The 26,817-nt window shown below is 68.4% G+C and carries 21 protein-coding genes; 16 read left to right on the top strand and 5 right to left on the bottom strand.

Going from position 1 to position 26,817, the window contains the following annotated elements; translation table 11 throughout:
• Positions 1-6 precede the first annotated feature (6 nt).
• The 3 genes from O9271_RS08490 to O9271_RS08480 all read left to right on the top strand — a co-directional run bounded on the left by O9271_RS08490 (position 7) and on the right by O9271_RS08480 (position 5,276).
• A complete protein-coding gene (locus O9271_RS08490) occupies positions 7-1,449 on the top strand; it encodes a DUF4403 family protein (RefSeq protein ID WP_298268278.1) in 1,443 nt (480 codons plus the stop codon).
• A gap of 80 nt (positions 1,450-1,529) precedes the next feature.
• Positions 1,530-2,459: a M20/M25/M40 family metallo-hydrolase gene (locus tag O9271_RS08485; protein WP_298268276.1), complete on the top strand. Its 930-nt coding sequence runs from the start codon at positions 1,530-1,532 to the stop codon at positions 2,457-2,459.
• Between the two features lie 591 nt (positions 2,460-3,050).
• Positions 3,051-5,276: a S9 family peptidase gene (locus O9271_RS08480; protein ID WP_298268274.1), complete on the top strand. Its 2,226-nt coding sequence runs from the start codon at positions 3,051-3,053 to the stop codon at positions 5,274-5,276.
• A 299-nt stretch (positions 5,277-5,575) separates the two neighbouring features.
• Here O9271_RS08480 and O9271_RS08475 read toward each other — a convergent pair whose 3' ends face one another.
• The 4 genes from O9271_RS08475 to O9271_RS08460 form a co-directional block, all read right to left on the bottom strand.
• Positions 5,576-6,238, bottom strand: a complete 663-nt coding sequence (locus O9271_RS08475) for a hypothetical protein (protein ID WP_298268272.1) — start codon at positions 6,236-6,238, stop codon at positions 5,576-5,578.
• Between the two features lie 69 nt (positions 6,239-6,307).
• Positions 6,308-8,725: a penicillin acylase family protein gene (locus tag O9271_RS08470; protein ID WP_298268270.1), complete on the bottom strand. Its 2,418-nt coding sequence runs from the start codon at positions 8,723-8,725 to the stop codon at positions 6,308-6,310.
• Entirely contained in the window at positions 8,722-9,792 is a 1,071-nt protein-coding gene (locus tag O9271_RS08465) for a nitronate monooxygenase (protein WP_298269304.1), read from the bottom strand. The genes O9271_RS08470 and O9271_RS08465 overlap by 4 nt, the downstream gene beginning before the upstream one ends.
• Positions 9,793-9,794: 2 nt before the next feature.
• Positions 9,795-10,319: a hotdog fold domain-containing protein gene (locus tag O9271_RS08460; RefSeq protein ID WP_298268268.1), complete on the bottom strand. Its 525-nt coding sequence runs from the start codon at positions 10,317-10,319 to the stop codon at positions 9,795-9,797.
• Positions 10,320-10,718: 399 nt separating this feature from the next.
• Between O9271_RS08460 and O9271_RS08455 the strand changes: the two genes are divergently transcribed.
• The 3 genes from O9271_RS08455 to O9271_RS08445 all read left to right on the top strand — a co-directional run bounded on the left by O9271_RS08455 (position 10,719) and on the right by O9271_RS08445 (position 13,973).
• Positions 10,719-11,927 (top strand): glycosyltransferase, encoded by a 1,209-nt coding sequence (locus O9271_RS08455; RefSeq protein ID WP_298268267.1) that lies wholly within the window; start codon positions 10,719-10,721, stop codon positions 11,925-11,927.
• Positions 11,928-12,191: 264 nt separating this feature from the next.
• The gene (locus O9271_RS08450; RefSeq protein ID WP_298268266.1) at positions 12,192-12,602 is read left to right on the top strand and encodes a P-II family nitrogen regulator; all 411 of its coding nucleotides are present in this window, start codon (positions 12,192-12,194) and stop codon (positions 12,600-12,602) included.
• Complete coding sequence (locus O9271_RS08445; protein WP_298268264.1) at positions 12,603-13,973, top strand: ammonium transporter; 1,371 nt, start codon at positions 12,603-12,605, stop codon at positions 13,971-13,973. It abuts the gene before it with no gap.
• 164 nt (positions 13,974-14,137) lie between these two features.
• On the opposite strand, the gene O9271_RS08440 is transcribed toward O9271_RS08445, so the two are convergent.
• Entirely contained in the window at positions 14,138-14,302 is a 165-nt protein-coding gene (locus O9271_RS08440) for a hypothetical protein (RefSeq protein WP_291262712.1), read from the bottom strand.
• A gap of 172 nt (positions 14,303-14,474) precedes the next feature.
• Here O9271_RS08440 and tilS point away from each other — a divergent pair, with 172 nt between their 5' ends.
• The 10 genes from tilS to lspA all read left to right on the top strand — a co-directional run bounded on the left by tilS (position 14,475) and on the right by lspA (position 26,816).
• A complete protein-coding gene (gene tilS / locus O9271_RS08435; protein ID WP_298268262.1) occupies positions 14,475-15,851 on the top strand; it encodes a tRNA lysidine(34) synthetase TilS in 1,377 nt (458 codons plus the stop codon).
• Positions 15,844-16,419 (top strand): hypoxanthine phosphoribosyltransferase, encoded by a 576-nt coding sequence (gene hpt / locus O9271_RS08430; protein WP_298268260.1) that lies wholly within the window; start codon positions 15,844-15,846, stop codon positions 16,417-16,419. The genes tilS and hpt overlap by 8 nt, the downstream gene beginning before the upstream one ends.
• Positions 16,420-16,443: 24 nt before the next feature.
• A complete protein-coding gene (ftsH, locus tag O9271_RS08425) occupies positions 16,444-18,414 on the top strand; it encodes an ATP-dependent zinc metalloprotease FtsH (protein WP_298268258.1) in 1,971 nt (656 codons plus the stop codon).
• 73 nt (positions 18,415-18,487) lie between these two features.
• Positions 18,488-20,260, top strand: coding sequence for a DUF2723 domain-containing protein (locus tag O9271_RS08420; RefSeq protein WP_298269302.1), 1,773 nt, complete (start codon positions 18,488-18,490; stop codon positions 20,258-20,260).
• An 11-nt stretch (positions 20,261-20,271) separates the two neighbouring features.
• Positions 20,272-20,979 (top strand): YggS family pyridoxal phosphate-dependent enzyme, encoded by a 708-nt coding sequence (locus O9271_RS08415; RefSeq protein WP_298268256.1) that lies wholly within the window; start codon positions 20,272-20,274, stop codon positions 20,977-20,979.
• A gap of 17 nt (positions 20,980-20,996) precedes the next feature.
• On the top strand, positions 20,997-21,608 hold the full coding sequence (locus O9271_RS08410) for a DivIVA domain-containing protein (RefSeq protein WP_298268254.1): 612 nt from the start codon (positions 20,997-20,999) through the stop codon (positions 21,606-21,608).
• Between the two features lie 116 nt (positions 21,609-21,724).
• Positions 21,725-22,525, top strand: a complete 801-nt coding sequence (locus O9271_RS08405; RefSeq protein WP_343213888.1) for a purine-nucleoside phosphorylase — start codon at positions 21,725-21,727, stop codon at positions 22,523-22,525.
• A gap of 31 nt (positions 22,526-22,556) precedes the next feature.
• Positions 22,557-25,844, top strand: a complete 3,288-nt coding sequence (ileS, locus tag O9271_RS08400; protein WP_298268250.1) for an isoleucine--tRNA ligase — start codon at positions 22,557-22,559, stop codon at positions 25,842-25,844.
• Complete coding sequence (locus O9271_RS08395) at positions 25,844-26,278, top strand: TraR/DksA C4-type zinc finger protein (RefSeq protein WP_291262703.1); 435 nt, start codon at positions 25,844-25,846, stop codon at positions 26,276-26,278. The genes ileS and O9271_RS08395 overlap by 1 nt, the downstream gene beginning before the upstream one ends.
• Before the next feature lies 1 nt (position 26,279).
• Complete coding sequence (gene lspA, locus O9271_RS08390; RefSeq protein WP_298268248.1) at positions 26,280-26,816, top strand: signal peptidase II; 537 nt, start codon at positions 26,280-26,282, stop codon at positions 26,814-26,816.
• Position 26,817: the final 1 nt, after the last annotated feature.

Below are 26,817 nucleotides of genomic sequence, written 5' to 3'. Positions count from 1 at the left end.
TGGCCCATGAGCGGGCGCGGCCATCGCACACCGTCGCTGGCGTTGGCCTCGCTCGTGCTGGCGGGTGCCTGCGCGCGCGCTGCCGGGCCGCCCTCCGGCGCCGCCACACCGCGCCCATTGCCGGCCAGCCCCGTGTCCGCCGGCACGGTGCCTGCGCCCGCGCCTTCGGCGGCACCGGCGGGCGGCAGCGAACTGGCCGTAGTGCCGGTCAAGGTCACCTACGTGCTGCGCGCGCTCGTGCCGTCGCTCGACTCGCTCTTTCCGGCACGCGACTCACTCACCGCGGCCCTGTGCGCCAATGCCGGTGGGCTGGTGTGTCATCAGTACGTATACCGGCGGGAGCCGCTGCGCCTGCGTGGCCGCGACAATAGGCTGCTCATCGACACGGACCTTGCCTTTCGCGCCCGTCTTGGCGTAGTGGGTGGTGCGCGCGTGGCCAGTTGCGGCTACGCGCCGGAGTCGATGCGCCGTGCCGCACTGTCCATGAGCACGGCGCTCTACTGGCGTCGGGACTGGCGCATTGGCGCGCAGGACAGTCGGCTCGCCGCCACCTTGCAGGATCCGTGTCTGGTGACGGCGTTCGGCGTGGACGCATCGAAAACGTTGCAGGGCATTGTCGACCGCCAGCTGCGGGTCTTTGCGGCGCAAGCCGACAGCACCATTCCGCTGGTCGCCGATTTTCGGCCGCTGGCTGACTCGCTCTGGCGCAGCTTTCTCGAACCGACGGCGCTCGACAGCGCGTCCAGCCTGTGGCTGCAGCTCGAGCCCGAAGCGGTGCGGGTCACCCCGTTCGTGGGAGCGGGGGTGAACATCACGACCACGTTGGTCCTGTATGCGCGCCCGCGCGTGGTTGCCGGCGGCAAGCCCATGGTGCGCACGCGCCCCCTGCCGCCGCTGGCGCTTGGCACGGCGCCGGCAGAGTTCTCTGTTCCGGTGACCGTGGAACTGCCCTTCGTGGAGCTGGCACGACGGGCCACGGTCTTGCTCACCGAGGACACCCGCAACGAAAGTGTGCGAGTGGACAGTGTGTTCGTGCGCGGCCAGGGCGATACGGTACTCGTGGACCTCGCGGTGTCGGGCGCGTTGCGTGGCCGCCTGGAGCTCCTGTCACGACCCCGATGGGATGCCGCCACGCGTGAGCTGCGCCTCGATGATCTGGATTGGACGCTGCAGAGCCGCGGGGCACTGTCGCGGGTGAAGGCCACCCTGGCGGCGCCGCTTGTGGCGTTCGCGGTGCGCCGTGCCACCGGCGGCGGCCGGGTGCCGCTTGGGGCGCAGCTCGATTCGGCTCGTGCGGAGTTGCTCACCAAACTGAATGGCACGCTCGCCCCGGGTGTGGTCATGGGCAGCAGCGTGCGCGACGTGCAGATCATGACCGTGAGTACCACGCCTACCGGCATCGTGGTGCGGGCGCGACTCACGGGGCAGAGTGGGGTATGGATTCAATGACCCCGCACCCTCACCATCCCACCCCCGTTGCCGTGTCGATCCGAGCGTCCCGGTCCTTCCTGTTGGCAGCCTCCCTCGCTGTGGCGCCCATCGCCGTGGCGCCCGTCGCCGTAGCGCCCCTCGCCGCGCAGCCCTTCCCGCCGCCCAGCGATTCCGTCACGTCTGCCCTCATGCAACGCCTGTCCGTGCTGGCGGCCGACAGCATGGAGGGGCGCCGCACCGCTACCCCCGGCAGCGCCAGGGCGCGCGCGTATCTCGTGCAGCAACTGCACGCCATGGGTGTGCGTCCCGTGGGGGCACGCTTCGAGCATCCCTTCCGTTTTCGCGCCCGTGGCGCCGCCGGGGCCGACAGCATGGCCGGTGTGAACATCGTGGCCCGCATTCCGGGGCGCTCCGGCTCGGGACGCGCCCTGGTGCTGAGCGCCCACTACGACCATCTCGGCGTACGCAACGGGGAGATCTTCAACGGCGCCGACGACGACGCGAGTGGGTGCGTGGCGCTGCTCACCGTGGCCGAACGGCTCATGCGCGCGCCACCGCAGCACGACGTCGTGCTGGTGTTCTTCGATGCCGAGGAAATGGGGCTGCAGGGCGCCCGCGCCTTCGTGAGCGCGCCGCCCATTCCGCTGGAAAGCATCGCGGCGAACCTCAATCTCGACATGGTGGCACGGCAGGATGCCGGCGCGCTCTGGGTGGCCGGCACCTCGCATTATCCGTTTCTCAAGCCGCTGGCCGAGGCCGCCTCGGCGGCGTCCAAGGTCACCGTGCGTTTCGGACACGACACCAGGGATCTCAAGCCCGGCGATGACTGGACGGGCTCGTCGGACCACAGCGCTTTCCACGCCAAGGGGATCCCCTTTCTGTATTTGGGGGTCGAGGATCACCCTGATTATCACAAGCCGGGCGACGATGTCGACAAGGTGGATCCCGCCTTCTATCGCCGCAGCGTGGAGTTCGCCGCCGCACTCGTGCGCCAACTCGACGGGGCGTTGGCAACGATCAGGCGCTGACGGGGGAGAGGGGCCTGCTGTGTGCCTCCCCACCTCTGCGCCTCCCCACCTCCGCGCCTCCGGTTATCCCGGAACGACGAAGGGCCGCCCGTTCGAAAACGGGACGGCCCTTCATGATTTCCCTGCCGGCTCGAGGAGACCCTGAACCGGAAGAACCCGTGTTACCGGGCGCCGATCAGGAGATCTGCTGCCCAGGACGAGCCGGCAAAGGGACAGGAACTAGACAATTGATCACCTCCTCGAGTAAGTGTGGAACATCGGGCGTGAACTACCACCGATTTGCTGCGCCGCCCCTGCGAATCGGCACACCGGCTGGCTGCCGGGGACGAACCTCGGGTCGGTTACGCGGCCGCTCCTCCGCGATGCCGAACATGGTAGGGGGATACCCACGGAAGGGCAAGAGAGAATTGGGATAAATGTCACAATCCTGCCCTGTCGGCGGCGCCGCCAATCGACTCGGGGCAGCGAAGTTGGCGCAAGACCGGCAGCACACCACCTACGGCGGGCGTATGTCAGGCAGGGTTGCCCACCGCCTCTTCCGCCCGCCATGATTCCGCCGCCCCTCCTGAGCGGCCCCCTCCTTACCCGTCCATGCCCATCCGACGTCTTGTCCCGATGCGGAGCCGCGCCGCTTGGCTCGCGCTTGCCCCCCAGCTGCTCCTCGTCCCGGCCGCCGTGAGCGCCCAGGGCGCCGCGGCCGCACGATCGGCCGCAACCGCCACACCGCTCCCCAAGGGCCCGCGCGCCATGATGCTCGGCGACTGGTATCGCGTGGTGAATGTGAGCGCACCGGCCGTGTCGCCCGATGGCAAGCGGGTGGCCATGACCGTGACCCGCGCGGTGGAAGGGGATAATCGCCGGCACAGCGAGGTGTGGGTGGTGAACACCGCCGGCGGCGAGCCGCAGCGGTGGACGGCGCCGAGTACCGAGAGCAGCAACCCGCGTTGGAGCCCCGACGGCAGCTACCTGTTCTTCACGTCGTCGCGCAGCGGCGGCACGGGAAACACGTGGGCCATCCGCCTCGACCAGCCCAGCGGGGAGGCCATGCAGGTGCCGGGGTATCCGACCAGCGGCACCATGCCGGCCACCGGCGCCTTTGCGGTGTTCGCCGAGCCGGCAGCGCCGGCCCCGCAGGTGCCCGCTGGTGACCCGTTCGCGCAGCAGCAGCCCATGGCGCGGCCGCCCTTCGACGCCATTACGCGCCCCGCCGTACCCACGCGCTTCGACGGCCGCCATGTGGTGGACATGGCGTACAAGAACAACGCCACCGGCTTTGTGCCGGGGCGCCGGGTCGCGCGCCACTGGCGCCCGCAGCAGCTGTTCAAGCAGCTGGTGGGCGATACGGCCAAGAAGCAGATCACGAACGTGGCGTATTCACACCGGAGCCCGGTGGTAAGTCCTGACGGCAAGTGGGTGGCCTTTGTGGCCGACGCGCGCCTGCGCCCCGACAGCGTGGTGGAGCTCGAGCGTGACTCGCTGGCCAGACTGCCCTACGACAAGGTGCGCGACGAGGCCGAGCGCAACGAGGCCGACATCTACCTGCTCAGCGTGGACGGGGGGACGCCGCGCAAGGTGGCCGACTGGATGGGGGCGGAGTCGGATCTCACCTGGTCTCCCGACAGCAAGCAGCTGGCCTTCATTGGCCGCCCTGGCCGTACGAAGAGTGCCCGCCTCTTCGTGGTCGAGGTGAACGGCGGCACGCCACGCAACCTGCTCGGCGACTGGCAGTTCGAGCCGAGCGGTATGGACTGGCTGCGTACGGGCATCCAGTTCACCGCCGACATTGGCGGTCGTTCGGCCGTGCTGCGCGCCGACCTCGCCGGGAAGAGCGCGCCGAAGGAGCTGGTGGGCGGCCGCCGACAGATTCGCGGCACCAGCTACGACGCGGCGGGCAAGGTGCTGGCGTACGTGGCGACCAGCATGACCAGGCCCACCGAGCTGTTCGTGGCCAACGCCGACGGCACCGGCGAGCGCAAGCTCACCGATTTCAACGATGCCGTGAACGCCGACGTGGTGTGGAGCGACGCCGAGCGCTTCACCTACAAGAGCGTGGGCAACCTCGAGATCGAAGGCTGGCTCATGAAGCCGTACGGCTACGAGCCGGGGAAGAAGTACCCCATGGTGATCTACATCCACGGCGGTCCGCACTCGGCGTATGGTGAGGGCTGGTTCGACGAGTTCCAGAACCTCGCCGCGCAGGGGATGTTCGTGCTGTTCACCAACCCGCGCGGGTCGAGCGGCTATGGCGCCGACTTCACGTACAGCACGCGCGGCCGCTGGGGCATGGAAGACTACGAGGACCTGATGAAGGCCGTGGACATCGTGGCGGCGCGCCCCGATGTGGACAGCGCGAAGCTGGGGGCCACGGGCGGGTCGTACGGTGGCTTCATGACCACGTGGATGGCGACGAAGACCAATCGCTTCGCCGCCATTCAGACGGACCGCACCATTACCGACTGGACGTACTGGTACGGGTCGAGCGATGCGCAGGGGCTGACCGAGTTCGAGTTCTATGGGAAGCCGTGGGACAACCAGGCGCTCTACGACACGCTCTCGCCCATCCGCTATGTGCAGAAGGTGAAGACGCCCATGCTCATCGTGCAGAGCGAGGAGGACCATCGCACGCCCATGGGGAGCGCGGAGATGTGGTTCATGTCACTCAAGAAGCAGGGGGTGCCGGTGGAGCTCATTCGGTACCCGCGCTCCAACCATGACCTGAGCCGCGCGGGAGAACCGTGGCTGCTGGTGGACCGGCTGGGGCGGTTGCGGCAGTGGTTTGCGTATTGGTTGCAGGACAAGAAGCCGGGTACGAACTGAGTAACGGCGGGACGGCTTACAGCGTGACGGATTACTGCGTGACGGATTACTGCGCTCAACAGCAGACGGCAGACGGCAGGAACTACAGCACGCAGTAAGCAGCACGGCGGTAGAACAACACAGGAGCGTGCGCTGCGCGCCGCTCCTGATATTCCTACCACAAAGGAAATCGGGCGCCCCGCGAAGCGGGGGCGCCCGTTTTTTCTACCACATTGCTCCCGTCTGCGTGCTGTGGTTCCTGCCGTCTGCCGTCTGCAGGTAACCGCAGTATGCAGTGCCGCTGTCAGCCGTTCGCGCAGTTACACCGCAAAGCAGTAGAACAACCCGTTCCCGCCCGTCGCCTGCAGGTTCTTCTGGCTGCAGCCGCGGGAGGCGTGCGCGAAGTTCCAGCTGGTGGGGTTGGCGCCGCCCCCCTGACGATCATGATGGCCCACGGAGGCGCTGCCGGTTTCGGCATTGCTCGTCCAGTTGCTGCACGTGCTGTCGCCGTCACCGGGCTGCACGCGGCCGTCGAGCGTCGAGCCGGTGAGGATGTCGTGCGTATTGGGCGTGTCACCGCGGCCGTTCACCACGGTGCCCTTCTCGGTGAGACTGTTGTCCTTGCTCAGCTTGTTGGCCTCGCTGTGCAGATCGTCCACGCTCGTGGCCACCACCACGCCCTTGGCGTTCTTCCACGGGCCCTTGCCGATGCGATCGCGCGCATGGACCGCCGACTTGCCGCCCACGGCCTGCTGGCTGAGATACGCATGCCACGTCTTGCCGCGCACGCCGGCGGCCTCGGCGAGCGTGGCGCAGTGCTTGTCGGCCCCCTCGAGCCCACCGAGGTTGGCGCCGTCGCCGGACCCCACGCTGGTGATGAAGAACGACATGTCCTGCTGCGCAAACGTCGGGCGAGGCGACGGCGACGGCGTGGACGCGAGGGATGCGGCGGCGATGACGACGGGCAACGTGAGCGACAGCATGAGCAGGTCTCCGGGAGCAGATGAACGGGTGACGAAGGGGGAGCGGCGATGGGCGGACAGATCGCCGGCTCAGGGGGTGAGGACCACGACTTCCGCGGCCTGTCGCTTGACGGCCGCAGGAGAGTAGGGCAGGGGCAGGAAGCGGTTTTGCGCCCACGACGAGAACAGGTTGGTGTAGAACGGGCTGCGCGGGTCACCACTCTGACCTGGCGTGTTGGTCACCAGCGCGGCGTCCCAGTCGGCCACGTCCATCACCACGCGCAAGCTGGCGCCATGATTCTGGTTGTCGGCATTGCTCGTGGCCAGCAGCGTATTGGCGTAGCCACCGCGCGGTGCCGGACCCGGCGACAGCACGCGCTTCAGCGAGTCGGATACCAGCGCGTCCAACGGATGCGCAATGCGCGCGTGATGGAAGCGCGCATCCCCGTAGCGCCAGCCACTCAGGTCGTCGCCGAAGCGTTGGCGCAGGTCGTCGATCGTCTCGGTGAACGCACGGACGAGCACGTCGTTGCGGGTGCCCTCCGGACGGTCGCCAAGCAAGGAGTCCGGGCGGGTGAGCAGCTCCACGACGCGGGACAGCGGCACCGTGCGCAGCAGCGGGCGTGCGTTGGGCGGCACGACGAGCGCCGCGGTGTGCGACGCCAGTCGGCGCTCCCACGCCACGTAAATGGCGGCGCCCCGCGACTCGGCATCGAGCACGCGATTCCACGCCATTAGCGTATCGCGCGCCGCCTTGGCCAACGGCGTGGGAACGGTCACGTGATCGAGCAGTGGGACCAGGCGCTCTGCCGCCAGGGCGTAGGCGTCGTGCTGCAGCGCCCCCGAGCTGGCCACGGTGGCCTGGCGCGTGGTGTCCAGCACCTGCTGCAGACGATCGTGACGGAATGGGTCGGACCAGCTGCGCGCGAGTGCCTCGAAGTGCGCATAGGTGCTTGGCACGTTGAAGGCGTTGGCCGTCCCCACATAGCCACGGGCGGGATTGGTCTCGTGCGGCAGCTGGGCGATGGGCAGCAACCCATCCCACTCGAAACGCCCATCGCCAGGGACCGGCATGAGCCCCTCCCAATTGCGCCGCACGGGCGCCACGCCCGCGGTCTGCCAGCCGATGGTGCCGCTGGTATCGCCCCAGATCCAGTTGAGCGCGGGCATGCGCGCATACGTGAGCGCCGCGCGCGCCTCCGTCCAGTTCGTGGCCTGATCCAGCCGCAGGCTGGCGAGATACGGCGCGCCACCGGGCTCCAGCCATCCGGCGCGCAACGCCACGGCGACGTGGCGGGTGCTGTCCACGTACAGCACCGGACCATGCCGCGTATAGGACAGCGAAACGGGAACCGCGCCGCCCCCTTTCACGCGTACCGTGTCGCCAAGCACGCGCAGCGGCTCGAAGCCGCCCTTGTAGCGATAGGCGCGGTTCGCGGCGTCGAGCTGGTACACGTACAGGTCTTCGCTGTCGATGCCGAAGATCGTGAGCCCCCACGCACCATGCTGATTGTGGCCAATGGCCACCCCGGGAATTCCCGGTTCACCACCGCCAATCACATCCCAACCCGGCGCCTTGAGATGCACCAGGTAGCGCAGCGACGGCAGCGAGATGGCCCGGTGCGGATCGTTGGCGACGATGGGCTTGCCGCTCGCGGTGCGCCCGCCGCTGATCACCCAGTTGTTGCTCTCCCAGCGGTCGGTCTCGACACGCGCGGTCGTGTCGCCAGGTGCCGCCGTCGGCCGGCGCCATGAGGCGGCCAGCTCGTCGGCGCGGAAGGACGGTGCGCTGCGCGAGCCACTGTAATCGGCCAGCAGCCGCGCATCGGCAACCGTGGCGACGAGCTGCGCCACCGCGCTGTCCAGCGCGAGACGCACATTGCCCGGTTCGAAGCGCCGCCGGCGCATCACGGCGTCGCTGCCCAGCATCCGCACGGCACGCGCCAGCCCGGCTTCCTCGCTGGCATTGCTGGCCAGCGCATTGTGGCGCGACACCACGACCGCCGGCGTCCAGTGCCCGGGGGTGATGCCAAGGGCCGCGAGATCGGGAGGCATGAGCGTGGCATCGGCGCGCACCCGGTCCACCCACGCGTTCACTCCTGCGACGAACGCCTCGATGATTGCCTTGCCCCGCGGGTGGTAGTGCGCGAGTTCGGTGGCCATGTCGCCGCGGTACGTCATGAGCCGCGCCGCCCGATCGCGCGCGACCCAGCGCGGCCCCAACGCTTCCGCCATCGTGCCCGTGGCCTGCCGGCGCCACAGCTCGAGCTGGAAGAGCCGGTCGCGCGCGGCGCTGTAGCCCTGCGCGAAGAACAGGTCGTGCTCGTTCTGCGCCTCGATGTGCACGATACCCGCACTGTCGCGCGTGAGGGAAACCGGCGCGCGCAGCCCCCTGGTGGCAAGCGACTGGGCGGACGCCTGCGCGTGGGCGGCGAGTGGTGTGGCGAGCAGGCAGCACACGAGCCACACGCCTGAACGGCGCAAAGTCGAAAAAGCGTAACGGGTCATGATGGCGAACCTGATGAATGGGGCGACGCATGCGTCGTGTCGCTGTCGGCCAGGGAGACCGGTGCTCCCTCCAGCGCCGCCGCGAATTCGCGCACGATGTCCCCCGCGGGTCGGATGTCGTGCACGGCGTCCACACTGCGGCCGGCCTGCCAGTAGTCGCTGGTGGCCCCATCCATGCTCGAGCGCTTGAGCTGCCGCAGTGAGCGCAGGGCGTACCAGGTGCGAATCCAGTGCTTGGTCTTGCGTCCCTTGAACAGCAGGCGTGAAATCGGACCCACCGTGGTACCCAGGCGCTCCACGTACGGGGTGCGCAACACCGACACCGGGACGCCGGTGAGCCGTTCGGTCAGCACCACGTCTTTCGAGGTCGCGTGCACGATGGCTTCCTTGTAGCGCACGTCGCTGTTGCACTCGGTAGTGGCGATGAAGCGGGTCCCCAGCTGCACGCCCGCATAGCCCATCTCGAGCAGTGCGCGGAAGTGGGCCGCCTCCCCCACACCGCCGGCCGCCACCACCGGCAGGCCAAGATCGGCGATCTCGTCGAACAGGGTGCGCGCATCACGCGACCCCGTGTGCCCGCCCGCCTCACGATTCACGGCCACGAGGCCGTCCGCGCCGCCGTCACGTCCCTTGAGCGCCCATTTGCGTTCGGTGATGTCGTGGTACACCACGCCGCCGGCGGCATGCACGCGCTCGCACACCCAGCGCGGGTTGCCCAGTGACGTGAGAAAGAAGCGCACCCCCTCCTCGAGCGCCGTCTCCACCCACCGCACCATGCGATTCTGGTACGTCTTGCTGGAGGCTTCGATGAGCGCGTTGAAGCCGATGGGGGCGCCACCGCTCAGCTCGTGGATCCGGCGCAGCCCCGCCCGGAACTCGAACCCGTGCACGTACGTGAGCGAAATGGGCTGCACGATCCCCAGCGCGCCCGCCCTGCTTACCGCGGCCACCAGTTCGGGGTTGCTGCAGGGATACATGGGGCCGCAGATCAGCGGCACGCGAATGCCGGCGTGGCGGGTGAGCGCGGTCTCGCCCAACGGCGAAGGCGGGAGCGGAGCAGCGGGCATGGTCACGCGGAAGGGGGAGACAGGCGCCAGTGCACGGTGGCCACGGCCACCACGTCCCCGGCGCTGTCGGCGATGGCGGCGTGTACATCGTGTGTCACGCTCGCGGGCATGCCGGGCGACACGGCAGACGGCACCGCCGCCTCGCATTCGCAGGTCAGGCGGCCGCGGGCCTTCTTGCGATACTCGATCGACAGCCCCGTCACGATGCCACGAACCCCGGGCGGCAGCGCCGTCATGAGCGCCACGCCGCTTGCCATTTCGGCGAGGTTCACGAGCGCCACAGCGTGGACCGACGCCAAGTGGTTGCGCACGGCACGCCGGTCGCGCAGCACGACGCGGGCAAAACCCGGGCGAACATCGGTGTAGACGCCACCCACCGTGCCGGTGTACGGCGCCGTGTAGCCCACGGCCCAGCTGAACAACCGCTTGCCGAGCGGGAGGCGGTGCAGGCGGTCCCAGTTGGACAGCAACTGGCGACCGGGGGAGGGATTGGCGCGAGACACGGGGAGCAGGAAAGGGGGCGTCAACGATGGAGAGAGGCTACCCCCTGGGGCGACAAGTCGCCACCTTCGCGGTGTGGATGGACTGGGCCTGCGCGGCCGGCCGGAGCCACAGGAGGAGTCTGCCACCCGGTATGTTGGAGCGGTGGTCGATGGGTGCCGGACGGACGCCTTCGACCCGTCACGAGGCCTGCTGCTGCGGGCAGAGACGTGGCTCCCCGGATACGTCTGGCTGGAATGCCGGGCGGAACCGGGCGGGGCAGGTACCCGGTTCATGCAGGAGGGGCGTTTCGTGCCTCCTGGGTTGTTTAGCCACCTCTACTGGTTCGCGATGGTCCCCGCACATCAGCTGCTCTTTCCGGCCTTGGCCACTGCCATTTGCGATCGTGCGGCGGTGCGCCACGCGTCGGATCCCCGGGAGGGTCGATGACGTTGCCCATGGTCTTTGCCGACGCGGGGCGCCTGATCGGCGTGGTCCTGCTGGGGCTGCAGGTGTGGCTCCTGTTCGTGCTGCTGGCGCGGTTGGCCCCGGGCTACTCGCGTCGGCCGCCCATCGCGCCCCGCCGTACGCCGCGTAGCGACACCACGGTCACCGTGATGGTCACGACGCTCAACGAGGCCAAGCGGGTGGGCCCGTGCCTCGAAGGGCTCATGCAGCAGGACGCCCCACTGCTCGAAGTGCTGGTGGTGGACAGCCGGTCTACCGACGGCACCCGCGAGCTCGTGGAGGCGGCGGCACGCAAGGACCCGCGCATTCGTCTGGTCACCGATGACCCGCTGCCGCCGGGGTGGGTGGGCAAGGTGTGGGCGCTCGAGAACGGTCTGCGCGAAGCCAAGGGCGACTGGGTGCTCGGCATCGACGCCGACACCGTGCCGGCGCCGGGGCTCGTGGGCGCGGTCATCGACGCGGTGGAGCAGGACGGCTACGACGTGGCCAGCTTCTCCCCACAGTTCCGCGACCAGACGCCGGCCGAGCGCTTCGTGCAGCCGGCCATGCTCACCACGCTGGTGTACCGCTGCGGTGCGGCGGGCGCCACCCAGCCGCCCCCCGATCGGGTGCTGGCCAACGGGCAATGCTTCGTTGCGCGCCGCGACCTGCTGCTGGCCCACGGGGGCTATTCGTGTGCCCGCACGTCGTGGTGCGATGACGTGACGCTGGCGCGGCACCTCGCCGCCAACGGCGCGCGCGTTGGCTTCCTCGATGGCTCGCAGATCATCCAGGTGCGCTCGTACGCCTCGCTGGGCGAAATGTGGCGCGAGTGGGGGCGCAGCTTCGACCTCAAGGACGCCACACCCATGTGGCGCCGGTGGCTCGACGTGGCGCTGGTGTGGGCGGTGCAGGGGCTTCCCCTGCCCATCCTGCTCGTGCTCGGCGCGCTGATTGCCACGGGAACGATCGCCCTCACCAATGCCCCCAACGCCATGCTGTGGAAGGCACTGCTGCTGGTGAACGGGTCGGCACTGTTCATCCGCCTGTTCATGCTGTGGGCGCTGCGTGGCAGCTATGCCGAGCGTGGCGTCACGTTCTGGCTCTCGTGGCTGGCCGACCTCGGGGCCGCCTGGCGGCTTACGCTGAGTACGGCACGACGCCCGAAGGCATGGCGCGGGCGATCGTTCGAGTCGCTGCCGGCATAGCCGTCTTCGGCCAGACGCCTTCCGCAAGGCGCCTTCGGCCGGGTTGGTCGTGGTGGGCGTTCCTGAATGCTACGGCATCTGCTCGGGTTGGTGGCGCCTGATGATCGTGCTGGACCTGTTCCGTGCACGAAATGCACGTCGGTTGTTTCGGTGTTCAATGATTTGGGCGGAAACAATGGCTGCTGTATTGTCGTTCGTGCAGAATTGGCACAAAGTCGTGTGCATGCGCCTGCTGCCCACGGTTCCATTCTGCCCGGAGTTTTCGTGAAGCTCATCGTTGCCGTGCTCCGTCCGGAAAAGCTGGCCGACGTGAAACGTGCGCTATTCCAGGTTGGCGTGACCGGAATGACGCTCTCCCGGGTCAGCGGGCACGGCGGTGAGCGCGACGTGGTGCAGCAGTATCGCGGCGAGTCCGTGGTGCTGGAGTTTCACGAGAAGGTGCGTATCGAGATGGCCTGCTCCGAAGAGTTCGTGGAGCGCACCATTCAGGCCATCTGCGACGGCGCCCGCACCGGCGAGGTGGGAGACGGCAAGATCTTCGTGCTACCGCTCGAGCGAACCGTGCGCATCCGCACCGGCGAGAGCGACAACGACGCGCTGACGGCGGTGAACGCCGACGAAGTCATGCGGCAAACACAACTCGAAATGCGCGTGCCCACGCGGGAGTCTCGCTGAATGTCGTCACCGAGCATGCTGCTCCCGCTTCTCTCCGCGGCGCAGGCCGAAACGCCCACCGTGTCCGCCGGTGACACGGCGTGGGTGCTCATCAGCACGGCGCTCGTGCTGCTCATGGTGCCCGGGCTGGCGTTCTTCTATGGCGGCCTCGTGCGCACCAAGAGCGCCCTCAACACCATGCTCATGAGCCTCGGGGCGCTCGGGGTGGTCACGGTCCAGTGGGTCCTTATCGGGTACAGCCTCGCCTTCGGTCCGGGGTCGTCCTGGATCGGCGGTTTCGAATGGGTGGGGTTTGCCGGCGTGACGGGTGCCCCCAACCCCACGTACTCGGCGCTGCTGCCGCATCTGCTCTTCGCCGCCTTCCAGGCGATGTTCGCCGGCATCACGGTGGCCCTTTTCTCCGGTGCCGTCATCGACCGCATGCGGTTCGTCGCCTACCTGGCGTTTGGCGTCATCTGGACCACCATCATCTATGATCCGCTGGCGCACTGGGTGTGGGGAGACGGGGGGTGGCTCCGCAAGCTCGGCGCACTGGACTTTGCCGGCGGGACCGTCGTGCACATTTCCGCCGGGACCACAGCGGTGGTGCTGGCGCTCTTCCTTGGACCGCGCCGGGACTTCAAGCGCCTCCCCAACGTGCCGCACAACGTGCCCTTTGCGCTGCTGGGCGCCGGATTGCTCTGGTTCGGATGGTTCGGCTTCAACGCCGGGTCGGCGCTGGCGGCCGACGGGATCGCCGCCAACGCGCTCGTCACCACGCACACCGCGGCGGCCGCGGGGATGATCGCGTGGCTGGCGCTCGAGCTGTTCAAGGGCGGCCGCGCTACGGCCGTTGGCGCCGCAACCGGCGCCGTGGTGGGACTGGTGACCATCACCCCCGCCGCGGGCTTCGTGACGCCCCTGTCGGCGCTGCTCATGGGCGCGCTCGCCGCCCCCTTCTCCTTTGCGGCGCTGCACTACCGCCCCAAGACACGCCTTGACGACACCCTCGACGTCTTTGCCTGCCACGGCGTGGCCGGCATCATGGGCGCCGTGCTCACGGGCGTCTTTGCGTCGAAGGCCGTGAACCCCGCCGGCGCCGACGGTCTGCTGCACGGCAATCCGTCACTCATTGGCGTGCAGCTGCTGGCCGTGGTGGCCACCATTGCCTTCGCCGCGGTCGCCAGCGTGGCCATCCTGTATGCGCTGCAGGCGGTCATGCCGTTGCGCGTGCCGGTGGAAGTGGAAGTCCAGGGCATCGACCTCGCGGAACACGGCGAAGAAGCCTACCACGGTGGCGATCTGTCCGATCTCACGGGCCGCACGACGTCGCTGAGCGACGCCGTGGTGCTCTCCGCGACGGAGCTGGGGCGGGTGCCGCGGGTGGCGTAGCCGCCCGGGACTCGAACTCACAACCCACAACTCGAACTTTCGACTCACCACTCGAGTTTTCAGTCGTGAGTTCGAGTTCTTGGTCTCGAGTCAGTCGACGCCACACAAGGAAAACGGCCCGCTCGATCTCCGAGCGGGCCGTTCGTGCGTTGGGGGATCGCGCCTTACGACTCGAAGCCGCCCTGCTTCTGCTTGAGCCACGTGAGGGGAATCACGAACAGCGGCGACAGGAACAGCCCGAGCAGGATATTGATCCAGGTGAGCGCCATGTAGTAGGCGGTCATCCCGAACGAAGCCCAGATGGTGCCGAGGGTGCCGTGTGATTCCACTGTGAGTCTCCGGAGACGAAAGATTGGCGACGTCGAACGTGATGGCGGCGTGCCAGACCCTGACAACTGTAGTCGAGCCAGGGCAGGCAGGGTAGGGGGCGCGGACCCGCCCGGGCGCCGAATTCGGCGCGGTACCGGTTGACGCCACGCCGTTCCCATCGCTTTGTGCGGAATGGATCGGCAGCAGCAGGAGTTCCCGCGGGACGACCTCCCCCCCGACGATATCGCCCCCGGCGATCTGTTGCACGCCGTCCTCGACGTGGCGTTGCAGGCCGTCGACGGCCCGCTGGTGCTGGCGGTGTCCGGAGGGCGCGACTCCATGGCGCTGCTGCATGCTATGGCCCGGTGGGCGCCGCAGCGCATTGCCGCCGTGGCCACCTACGACCACGCCACCGGGGACTACGCCACCGAGGCCGCCAGCCTGGTGGCGGCACAGGCGCGCCGCCTGGGGCTGACGGTGGTGCGGGAGCGGGCCCGGGTGGGGGGACGCAGTGAGGCACAGTGGCGCGACGCGCGGTGGGCGTTTCTCCGTCGGGTTGCGCAGGGCTTTCGCGCCCGCGTGGCCACCGCGCACACGCGCGACGATCAGCTGGAGACCATCGTCATGCGGGCCCTGCGCGGCAGCGGTGCCCGCGGGCTGGCGGCGCTCGGCGCCACCTCCGACGTGCTGCGCCCCTGGCTGGGCGTGTCCCGACAGGAGCTCGCCCGCTGGGTGGAAGGCGAAGGGCTGCCGTACCTCGACGATCCCATGAACGCCGCGCTCCGCTTTCTCCGCGGTCGGGTGCGCCACGAACTGCTCCCCGCACTGGAGACGGCGTCGCCCGGCTTCGGAGAGGCCATGCTGGCGCTCGGGGAGCGGGCCGCGGCCTGGCGCCGGGAGGTCGAGCAGTATCTCGACGGGTGCGGTCTGGTCCTCACCGGCGACCGGACTCGGCTCACCGTACCGGCCCGAATTCTCGAGGGCACCAGTGCCGAGGGACGCGCGGTGCTCTGGCCGGCCATCTGCGCACGCGCCGGGGTCACCCTGGACGCCAACGGAACCCGTGCGGCCGTGCGGTTTACCATGTCGGACCGCCGTGGGGCGCACATCAGGCTCGCCGGCGGGGCCACGATTGCCCGGCGTCGGGACGGGCGGAGCGACATCTTCGAAGTGCGTCGCGCTGCCGGTCGTGACTCGGGGTGGCCGGTGTTCGCCGGCTCGGTCGATGCGCTGCCGCCCCGGTTCGGGCGGTGGCGCATTCGTCGTCTTGGCGTGGAGCCGTTGGCCACGGATGCGTGGTGCATCGGTTTGCCCGCCGGGACGTCCGTTACCGTACGACCCTGGCAGCCCGGTGATCGCATTCGTACCGCCGGAGCACCAGCAGGGAGACGGGTAACCCGGTACTTTACGGAGTCGCGGGTTCCCGTGCTCGATCGTCCCACGTGGCCCGTCATGTTGGCCGCTGGCGAACCGATGTGGGTTCCCGGCGTTTGCCGCGGTCTTGCGGCACCGTCCCGGCCCGGGAGGCCGGAACTGATCTGGTACCGGTGTGAGCGCGAGTTTGACTGAGCATTCTGGGGCACCGCTGTCCGGGGTAACCGCGGATCCCCGTCTCGACGGGCGCGCCGTGCGGCGTATCGTCTACGATGCGGCGGCGATCGATGCGCGCGTGCGCGAGCTGGGAGCCGCCATTACAGCAGCGTACCCCGACGGGGAGCTCCTGGTGTTGGGGCTGCTCAAGGGCAGCTTCATCTTCCTGAGCGATCTCGTGCGGCACATTGCCCGGCCGCTGCAGGTGGACTTCCTGGTGGCCTCGTCGTACGGCGACGCCATGGAATCGAGTGGCGTAGTGCGTCTGCTCTACGATCCGGAAACGGAATTGGAAGGCAAACACATTCTTCTCGTCGAGGACATCGTGGACTCCGGCCGCACGCTCAATCGGCTCATCGAGCTGCTTGGGGAGCGGAAACCCACGTCCCTGGAAATCTGCGCGCTGTTGCACAAGCACATCGCGACGGAGCTCCACCATCCCACGCGGTTCATCGGGTTCGATGCTCCGCACGAATTTCTGGTCGGGTACGGCTTGGATCACGCCGAGAATTTTCGGCACCTGCCGTACGTGGCCAGCCTGCAGTAAGGCGGTTATCCCATGGCACCAAACATGACGCCCTCGCCAAAGAAGCCCACCAACTGGGCGCGGTATTCCAAGTCGGCCGCGTTCTGGATCATCGTCTTCCTCATTCCGGTGGCGTTCCTGTCGTACGGGAACGGCCGCGAGGCGGCCGCGCCGGAAATCGGCTACTCCGATTACCGCCAGCAGCTGGCTGCCGGCAACATCAAGCAGGCCACGTTCACCGACAATGTCCTGACGGGGCAGTTCAACCAGGAGGTCCGGGTCTCCAACCGGCCGGCCAAGCGGTTCACCGTGCGGCTGGTGCAGGGGTCCGCTCCCAAGGAGCAGGAAGACCTGTACAAGGCGGGCGTGAAGACCGCCACGACGGAGCCGCGGGCAAACTTCGGCAGCCTGCTCATCACCATGCTGCCGTACCTGCTGCTCATCGGCTTCTGGATCTTCCTCTTCCGCCAGATGCAGGCGGGCGGCAACAAGGCCTTCTCGTTCGGCAAGAGCAAGGCGAAGCTGCTCAGCGGTGACACCCCCAAGGTGACGTTTGCCGACGTGGCCGGCGCTGACGAAGCCAAGGTCGAACTGCAGGAGATCATTGAGTTCCTCAAGGATCCCCAGAAGTTCACCAAGCTGGGGGGTCGCCTCCCCAAGGGAGCACTGCTGGTGGGTCCGCCGGGCACGGGCAAGACGCTGCTGGCCAAGGCGGTCGCCGGCGAGGCGGGGCGGCCGTTCTTCAGCATGTCCGGATCCGACTTCGTCGAGATGTTCGTGGGCGTGGGCGCGTCGCGCGTCCGTGATCTGTTCGAACAGGGCAAGGCGCATGCGCCGTGCATCATCTTCATCGACGAGATCGATGCTGTGGGCCGGCACCGCGGCGCCGGCCTCGGCGGCGGTCACGATGAGCGCGAGCAGACGCTCAATCAGCTCCTCGTGGAAATGGACGGGTTCGAGTCCAACGACGGCGTCATTCTCATCGCCGCCACCAACCGCCCCGACGTGCTCGATCCCGCGCTGCTGCGCCCGGGCCGCTTCGATCGCCAGATCGTCGTCGATGCCCCCGACCTCCGTGGCCGCGAAGGCATCCTCAAGGTGCACCTGCGCAACAAGCCCATCGCCGAAGATGTGAGCGTGACCTCGCTCGCGCGCGGGACGCCGGGCATGGCGGGTGCCGATCTTGCCAACCTGGTCAACGAAGGGGCGCTGCTCGCCGCCCGCAAGAATCACGACAAGATCTACATGAGCGATCTCGAGGAAGCGAAGGATCGCGTCATGCTGGGAGCCGAGCGCAAGTCGCTCGTCATGAAGGAAGAGGAGCGACGCCTCACCGCGTTCCACGAGGCGGGCCACGCCGTGTGCGCCATGATGGTCCCGGGCAACGATCCGCTGCACAAGGTCACCATCGTGCCGCGCGGCCGGGCACTGGGCATTGCCTTCACGCTGCCGGAGGACGATCGCGTTTCCGTGACGCGTGAACAGCTCGAGGCGCGACTGGTCATGGCCTATGGCGGACGGGCAGCCGAAGAAATCGTCTTCGGCCACAATCGCGTGACGACCGGGGCGGCCAGCGACATTCAGCAGGCCACCAACATCGCGCGGCGCTACGTCACGCAGTGGGGGCTCTCCGACACGATCGGGCCCATCCTCGTGGGGGACAACGAGCAGGAGCTCTTCCTGGGTCGCGAGATCCAGTCGCGCCGCGAGGTCTCCGAGCAGACGGCGCAGCTGGTGGACGGCGAGGTCAAGCGCGTGGCGTTCGAAGCGCACGCGCGAGCCGTGGCCGTGCTGACGGAGCATCGTACGCTCCTCGATGCCGTTGCGCACAGCCTGCTCGAGCGCGAGACGCTCACGCGCGACGACATTCTCGTGCTCAAGGAGGGCAAGCCGCTACCGCCGCGCAGCGGGCCCGACTTCCCCTCGGCACCGGCACCCCTGGCGACGCAACCGGTGGCCGCGCCGCGTCCCATTACGCCACCGCTGCTGGGTGGCCCCGAAGTCGCCCCGGCCTGATGCGCGCGCCGGCTTGAGTCCCCCGGCTCGAATCCAGCTCCCCTCATCCATCGTCGCCGCAGTCGTGGCGACGATGGTGCTTTTGGGGCTGTACCTGAGCACGGCCGCCCCGGATCTCACGTTCTGGGATGCCACCGAGTTCATGGCGGCGGCGCACACCCTCGGCGTGCCGCACCCGCCGGGTACACCGCTCTGGGTGGTACTCGCCAACGTCGCCACCCGCCTGTTCGCCGGCACCGCACCGCCGCGGGCGGTCACGCTGCTTTCCGTATGGGCGGCAGCGCTCACCGGCGGTCTCACGGCCTGGATGATGGCCCGGGCGCTGGGGGCCCGTGGCGCCGTGGTAGGCGCCGTGATGGCCGGCACGATGTTCAGCGTGTGGAACACCGCGACCGAAGCCGAGGTGTACGCGGTCACCATGCTCGCCAGCGTCGCCATGCTCGCCGCTGGCGAGTTCGCCGGCCGCCACGGCAGCAGCAACGGGCAGCGCGCCCGTGGCCGCGCCCTCGTGGCCTTTCTCGCCGGGCTGGCCGTGCCGCTGCATCTGTCGCTGCTGGTCGCGCTCCCCGCAGCGATCGTGCTGGCGTGGCGTGGCGCCCGCCCCACGCGGCGCGAGGTGGCCAGTTGGCTGGCCCTTTTTCTCCTCGGCTTCTCCGCGGTGGCGCTGCTGCCGCTGCTGTCGGTGCGCAACCCGGCACTCGATAGTGGCAACCCCGAGACCTGGCGGGCGCTCCTCGCCGTGCTCCGGCGCGAGCAGTACCAGGTGGCCGGGTTGTGGCCGCGCCAGGCGCCGCTCTGGCTGCAGGTGGCCAACGTCTTCCAGTGGGCCGACTGGCAAGTGGCGTTTGGCGCCCACCCGTTGCCCACGGCGGCGTTCGGTCGTACGGCGCTCAGTCTCTGTTGGGTGTGGCTGGCTGCATTGGGATTGCGCCGCGTCTGGCGCTTCGATGCCCGCCTCGGGCGCGGCCTGGCCGTGCTCCTCGCCTCCGCCACGCTCGGCGTGGCCGTGTGGCTCAACCTTCGGGCAGGGCCCACGTTCGGTATCGGCGTGCTGCCCGACGGCGCACCGCACGAGGCCCGCGAACGGGACTACTTTTTCGTCCTCGCCTTCTGGGCGTGGGGGGTGCTGGCGGCTGCCGGTGTGGTGGCGTTGGCCGCCAGTCTCGCCCGGCGACTGCCGGCACCGGTGGCGGTGCTGCCGTTCGTGCTGGCGCTCGTGCCGGTTCTGGCCAACCGCCCGGTGACCGACCGCACGCGGGAGCCCGTGTCGTCGTTGCCACGCACGTACGCCCGGCTGTTGCTGGACGCGGTGCCGCCCGCCGGGGTGCTGGTCACGGCAGGCGACAACGACAGTTTTCCCCTCTGGTATCTGCAGCAGGTCGAGGAGTATCGCACGGACGTGGCCGTGGTCACGGTGCCATTGCTCGGCGCCACGTGGTACCGTGCGCAGCTGGCGGCGCAGCGGCTGCTGGATGACGGCGCCGTGGAGCGCTGGCCGGGGAGTGGCGCGGCGCTTCGCTCCGTCATGCAGAGCGCCAGCCGGGCGCGACGTCCCGTGCGGGTGAGCACACTGCTCGCCGCCACCGACCGACGCCGCCTCGATCCGGGGAGTGGGTGGGCGCTGCAGGGGCTGGTGTACGCGCCCGACAGCATCGCGCCGGCGGGTCGCACCACGCTCGACCTGCGGGCCCTGCGCACGAGCCGCGATCTGCTCCCCGTCGGCGCGCTGGATGTACTCCCGGCAGACGCCGATCCGGCGGCACATGCCGCGCAGGAACTGCTGCGCTGCACGCTGCTGACGACACCCACCGACACGTTACTTGTGTCGGGGTGCAACGGTGTCTAACCTTATGTGCTATGCCAATTTCCGAGCACGTGACGGCGCTGCGGCCAGAGGCCGTTCGGAACGCGGTGGCGGAGGTGCGTGCGCGCATCAACGACGCGCGTTCGCGCGGCGGACACGGGCAGGACGTCACATTGGTCGCGGTCACCAAGACCCACGGGCCAGAAGCGGTTGAAGCGGTGTGGGACGCCGGGATCACCGACGTAGGCGAGAACCGCGTGCAGGAAGCGGAAGGCAAGATGGCGCAGGTTACCGTACCGGTGCGCTGGCACCTGATTGGTCATCTGCAACGCAACAAGGCGCGCCATGCGCTGCGCTTCGCACTGTTCCACGGGCTCGACAGTGAGCGACTGGCGGTGGCGCTTCACGACGAAGCGACCCGCGTCGGCACCACCCTCGATGTCCTGCTGCAGGTGAATGTGAGTGGCGAGGCGAGCAAGAGCGGGGTGGCCGTGCCCGATGTGGCCATCACCGCCGAGCGGTTGCTCGCGCTCCCGTCGCTGCGGGTGTGCGGGGTCATGACCATGGCGCCGTTCGACGCCGACGAGGCGCTGCTGCGTGCCGTGTTCTCCGGCGCGCGCGCGGCGCGCGAGGTGGTGCGCGCGGCCGGTCATCCGGCCGAGTGGCTCAGTATGGGGATGTCCGGCGATTACGAAATCGCCGTGGAGGAAGGGGCCACGCATGTGCGCCTCGGTACCGTGCTTTTCGGCAGTCGGACCTGACGCATACCGGACAGCGAATGACCGACGAAAACTTCCAGGGGTTCCGCTTCACGTCGCTCGACGCGCGCCGATACGATTTCGGCAATGCGCTGCGGGGCTATGATCGCGCGCGGGTCGATCAGTTTCGCGATCAGGTGGCGGAAGAGCTCGAACGGTTGGCGCGCGTCAACCAGGAGATCGAGCAGAAGGCGCGCAACTTTCACGAGCAGCTCAAGTCGTTTCGCGAACGCGACAAGGCGTTGAACGAGGCACTCGTCAGCGCCCAGCAGCTGCGCGGCGAGATTCGCGAGCAGGCCGAACGTGAAGCGCAACTCATCGTGCGCGAGGCACAGCAGGAGGCCGAACGCCAGCTGGCGGGGGTGCGGGACGAGGTGGCGCGTGCCCAGCAGGAGCTGCAGGGGCTTTGGCGCAGGCGGCGGGCGTATGTCTCGCAGTTGCGCCATCAGCTCGAGCGGCAATTGGCGGAAATCAACTCCGTCGAGCAGGAGCCCATCCCCGACTTCACGTTGCCACGCACGGCAGACGGCGACACGGAGCCCCCCGTCGCGCGGGAGCTGCGTCAGTTGCCGCCGCGCAACATCACGCCCACGCCGTCGTGGCTCGACGCCGTCGTGGAGGAGGAGAGGTGAGCGACGGCGCGGGGACACCGTCCGTTCTGGCTGCTCGGCCGCCGCTGCACGACACGCCGGAGCACACGGCCATTGGGGCGGCGCAGCCGGCGCTCGCCGTGCACCCCGGCGAACGCATCGAGGCGTGTGCCCTCGCCATCCGTCAGCGATTCCCGCGACCGGTGGAAGCGGCCATCATCCTCGGCACGGGCCTCGGGGGCCTCGCCAACGAGATGACCGTCGAACAGGTCATCGAGTACAGTCAGCTTCCCAACTTCCCGCTCTCCACCGTCGAGTCGCACCAGGGACGTCTGTTGTGCGGTACGCTCGCCGGCCGGACGGTCGTGGCCATGCAGGGACGATTCCACGCGTACGAGGGGTACTCGCTCCAGCAGGTCACCTTCCCGGTTCGCGTGCTGCGTGCCCTGGGCGCCGAGACCCTCATCGTGAGCAACGCCTGCGGTGGCATGCATCCCCTGTGGGCCCCCGGTGATCTCATGCTCCTTGCCGATCACATCAACCTGTTGGGTGACAACCCGCTGATCGGCCCCAATGACGAAACGCTCGGGCCGCGCTTTCCGGACATGTCGGAGCCGTACGACCCGGCACTGCGACGCTTGGCGCGCGAGGTGGCCGTTGCCGCCGGCATCACGCTGCGCGAGGGCGTGTATGTGGCGGTGCAGGGCCCCAATCTCGAGACGCGCGCCGAGTATCGCTTCCTGCGCGGTATCGGCGCCGATGTGGTGGGCATGAGTACGGTGCCGGAAGTCATCGTGGCCGTGCACGGCGGCATGCGCGTGCTGGGACTCTCCATCATCACCGACCAGTGTCTCCCCGACGCGCTGAAGCCGGCGCACGTCGCCGACATCATTGCCGTGGCCCGAAGCGCCGAACCCAAGCTGTCCGCCGTGGTGCGGGGCGTGCTGGCGCGACTCTGACCTTCTGCTTCGTTCCTCTCCATTGGTGCTCATGACGCAGGACGCCGTGCTGTATCCGCTGCTCCCCGACTCCACCGCTGACGCGCTCGAACGCGGCATCCTCGCCCAATGGGACGACGAGCAGCTGTTCGCCGCGTCGCAGGCCGCGCGCGCCAACGCAAAGCCGTTCGTGTTTTTCGAGGGGCCGCCCACTGCCAACGGCCGCCCCGGCATTCACCACGTCTTCGCGCGCACCATCAAGGACCTCTTCTGCCGCCACCGCGCCATGCAGGGGTTCTACGTGCCGCGCAAGGCCGGCTGGGATACGCACGGCCTCCCCGTGGAGATCGAGGTCGAGAAGGAGCTGCAGCGCGAAGAGGCGGAGCGGCAGGGCGTCGACCCCAGCGAGATCGCCAAGCTCGGCGGCAAGCAGCTCATTGAACAGGTGGGGGTGGCGGAGTTCAATCGCCGCTGCCGCGAGAGCGTGTGGAAGTACCGTGGCGAATGGGAGAAGCTGTCCCATCGGACGGCCTACTGGCTCGACTACGACAATCCCTACGTCACCTACTCGCACGATTTCGTGGAGAGCGTGTGGTGGGCGCTGCGCACCATGCACGACAAGGGGCTGCTCACGCGCGGCCACAAGATCCTGCCGTACTGCGCGCGTTGCGGCACCGCGCTCTCCAGTCATGAAGTCGCCCAGGGCTACGACGACGTGGAGGACCCGAGCGTGTACGTGGCGCTCGACCTGCTCGATGCCAATGGCAACGCGCCCGCGATGCGCCGCCGGATTCTGGTGTGGACCACCACACCATGGACGCTCGTCTCCAACACCGCGCTCGCGGTGCACCCGGAGCTGGTGTACGCGGAACTCCGCAAGAAGACCGGCGCCGACTGGACGATCATTCTGGCGGAGGCCCGGGTTCCGGGGGTACTGGGCGCCGACTGGGCCGATCGCTGGGATGTGGTGGGCACCATGACGGGTCGTGAACTCGCCGGTCGCCGCTATCGTCGCCCACTCGACTGGGTGCCGTACCCGGAGCAGGGCAATCACGAGATCATCGTGCCCGAGGAGTTCGTCTCCGCCGAGGACGGCTCGGGGGTGGTGCACATGGCGCCGGCGTTTGGCGCCGACGACTACGCCGCCGGTCAGCGGCACGGGCTCGCCTTCGTGCAGCCGGTCAACGTCCGCGGGGAATTCGTCGAAGGCGTCCCCGAAGTGGCCGGCCAGTTCGTGAAGAAGGCGGATGCGCGTATCCTGGAGGTGCTCAAGGAGCGCGACGTGCTCTGGAAGGCCACGACCTTCGTGCACGCGTACCCCCACTGCTGGCGCTGCGGCACCCCGCTGCTCTACTACGCGCGCGGGTCGTGGTTCGTGCGTACCACCGCCGTGCGCGACGCGCTGCTGCAGCGTAACGGCCACGTGAACTGGAATCCCAGTGAGGTGGGGACCGGCCGCTTCGGCGAGTGGCTGGCCAACAACGTGGACTGGGCCATCTCGCGCGATCGCTACTGGGGGACGCCGCTGCCCGTGTGGGTCAACGACGAGGATCCCGCCGAGATCGAGGTCATCGGCAGCTATGCCGATCTCGCGGCGCGCATCGGACGGCCCCTCCCCGACGACTTCGATCCGCACAAGCCGCATATCGACCAGTACACCTGGCCTGCACGGAGTGGTACCGGGACCATGCGCCGGGTGCCGGAGGTGATCGACACCTGGTTCGACTCCGGCTCCATGCCCTTCGCGCAGTGGCACTATCCCTTCGAGAACCGGGAGGTGGTGGCGGCGCAGTATCCCGCCGACTTCATCTGCGAAGGGGTCGACCAGACGCGGGGCTGGTTCTACTCGCTGCTCGCCATCGCCACCACGCTGGGCGATGCCCTGCCGCACAACGCGAACGATCAGGCCGCCCCGTATCGTCATGTGGTGGTCAACGACCTGGTGCTCGACGCGAACGGCCAGAAGATGTCCAAGTCGAAGGGCAACGTGGTGAATCCGTGGGACGTCATGGAGCGGCACGGGGCCGACGCCGTACGCCTGTTCCTCGTGGCCTCCAGCCAGGTGTGGGTGCCGCGCCGCTTCGACGAGAACGCCATTCGCGAAACGGCCGGCCGCTTCCTGCTCACCTTCCGCAATGTCTACAACGGGATCTTCGCGCAATACGCCAACTTCGGGTGGCACCCCGGTGCCGCCGACCCGTCGGTATCGGAGCGCCCGGCACTCGATCGCTGGATCCTTTCGCGACTCACCCGCGTAGAACGCGAGGTGAATCAGCACCTCGACCAGTACGACGCCACACTGGCGGCCCGTCGGGTCATGCAGTTCATGGACGACGACGTATCCAAGTGGTACGTCCGGCAGAGTCGTGCCCGCTTCTACGAGGTGGACAGCGCAGACAACCGGGCCGCCTTCGCCACGCTGCACGAGGTACTGGTGGTGACCTGTCGGCTGCTCGCGCCCTTCGCACCGTTCATGACCGACGCCGTGCACCGCCATCTCACGGGTACCTCGGTGCATCTCGCGCCGTTCACGCGGGAGCAGCCCACACCTGTCGATGACGCGCTCGAAACGGCCATGGACGACCTGCGCACCCTCGCCGGACTTGCCCATGCGGCGCGTGACGTGGCCGACGTGAAGGTGCGCCAACCGCTGCCGTCCATGCAATGTGTCGTGCCGGGCGACGCCACCCTGGTCGCCACCCTCGGCGGACTGCTGGCATCGGAGCTGAATGTGAAGCACGTGGAGTTTGTCACCTCCACCGATGCGCTCGTTGCGCTCGAGGCGAAGGCGAACTTCCGCACCCTGGGCAAGAAGTTCGGCAAGGAGACGCCGCAGGTCGCCGAGGCCGTGGCCGGTCTGCCGGCCGACCAGCTGCGCCAGCTGGCGGCCGGAAACCCGGTCACCATCACGGTCGCCAACGCCGAGCGCTTGATTGCCCCGGACGACGTCGCCATCATCCGGCGCGCGTCAGGGGCAGCGGTGGTGCAGGAAAACGGCGGCTATGGGGTCGCGCTCGATCCCACCATTACGCCGGAACTGCGCGCCGAGGGGCTGGCGCGGGAGGTCATCAGCCGGGTGCAGCGGCTCCGCAAGGAATCGCAGCTCGAGGTGAGTGATCGCATCACGCTCGCCGTTGCCGGGGACGAGGAGCTGGAAAGCGCCGTGGCCGCCCATCGCAGCCGCATCGCCGACGAAGTGCTCGCCGTGCGATTGCTGCTCGGTCGAGAGGTGGGATCGCCATTCTCCGGCCCGGGAGACGGCGCCATGTGGACCGCAACGCAGGCGGGCGACGTCGATGGACGGCCGCTGCAGCTTGCACTCACCAGGGAACAGTCGTGATGGCCGAATCGAAGACCGCGTCGACGAAGGACGCCAAGAAGCCCAAGGCGATGCCCAAGAAGCAGCTGCAGCACTTCGAGAAGCGACTGCTCGAGGAACGCAAGCGTGTGCTCAAGGAGCTCGGCCATCACAGCGACACCCTTGGCCCCAACGGCGAGGCGTCAGAGGGGGACAGCAGCGCCTACTCCTTCCACATGGCCGATCAGGGCACTGACGCGATGGAGCGGGAAAAGGCGTTCCTCTTCGCCTCCAAGGAAGGGCGCTTCCTGTGGCACATCGATCAGGCGCTCCGCCGCCTGTACAAGGCCCCGGAGACCTTCGGCAAGTGTCACCAGTGTGGCGAGGACATTGCCTTCGAGCGTCTCGATGCGCTGCCGAATGCCCGTTATTGCATCGCGTGCAAGCAGCGCGAGGAAGACTCCAAGAAGGGATGACGTGAAGGCGATTCTCGCGATTCCCGTTTTTGTCGTCATCGTCCTGCTGGATCAGATCACCAAACTGGTGGCCGAGGCGACGTTGGCGGCGACCCCTCGGCCGGTCTTCGGCGAGTGGTTCCGCTTCGCGCTCGTCTACAATCCGGGGGCGGCCTTCGGGCTGCACCTCGGTCCGTATTCGCGCTGGCTCTTCATGGGCCTCACCGCCGGGGCGCTCGTCATTCTGGGCCGTCTGTACCAGCACACCGAGAATGACGATTACCGGCGCGTGCTGGCTATCGCGCTGGTGGCGGCCGGTGCCGTGGGCAACGTGATCGATCGCATTCGTTCCGAGTACGGGGTGGTGGATTTCCTCGATATCGGGTTCGGCGTGCACCGGTGGCCGACCTTCAACATCGCCGACATCGCGGTGAGCAGCGGCGCGTTCCTCCTGGCCCTCGTGCTGTGGCAGGAAGAGCGTCGCGAGCTGGCGGCGCAGGCCGCCGCCGGCGAGGCGGCCACGCCGTCGCCCACCGATTCACGCGACCTCGCTCCGTAAT

The organism is Gemmatimonas sp., assembly GCF_027531815.1.
GTDB lineage: Bacteria > Gemmatimonadota > Gemmatimonadetes > Gemmatimonadales > Gemmatimonadaceae > Gemmatimonas.
The sequence above is the reverse complement of the archived record's forward strand: the minus strand, read 5'-3'. Positions and strand labels throughout refer to the sequence as shown.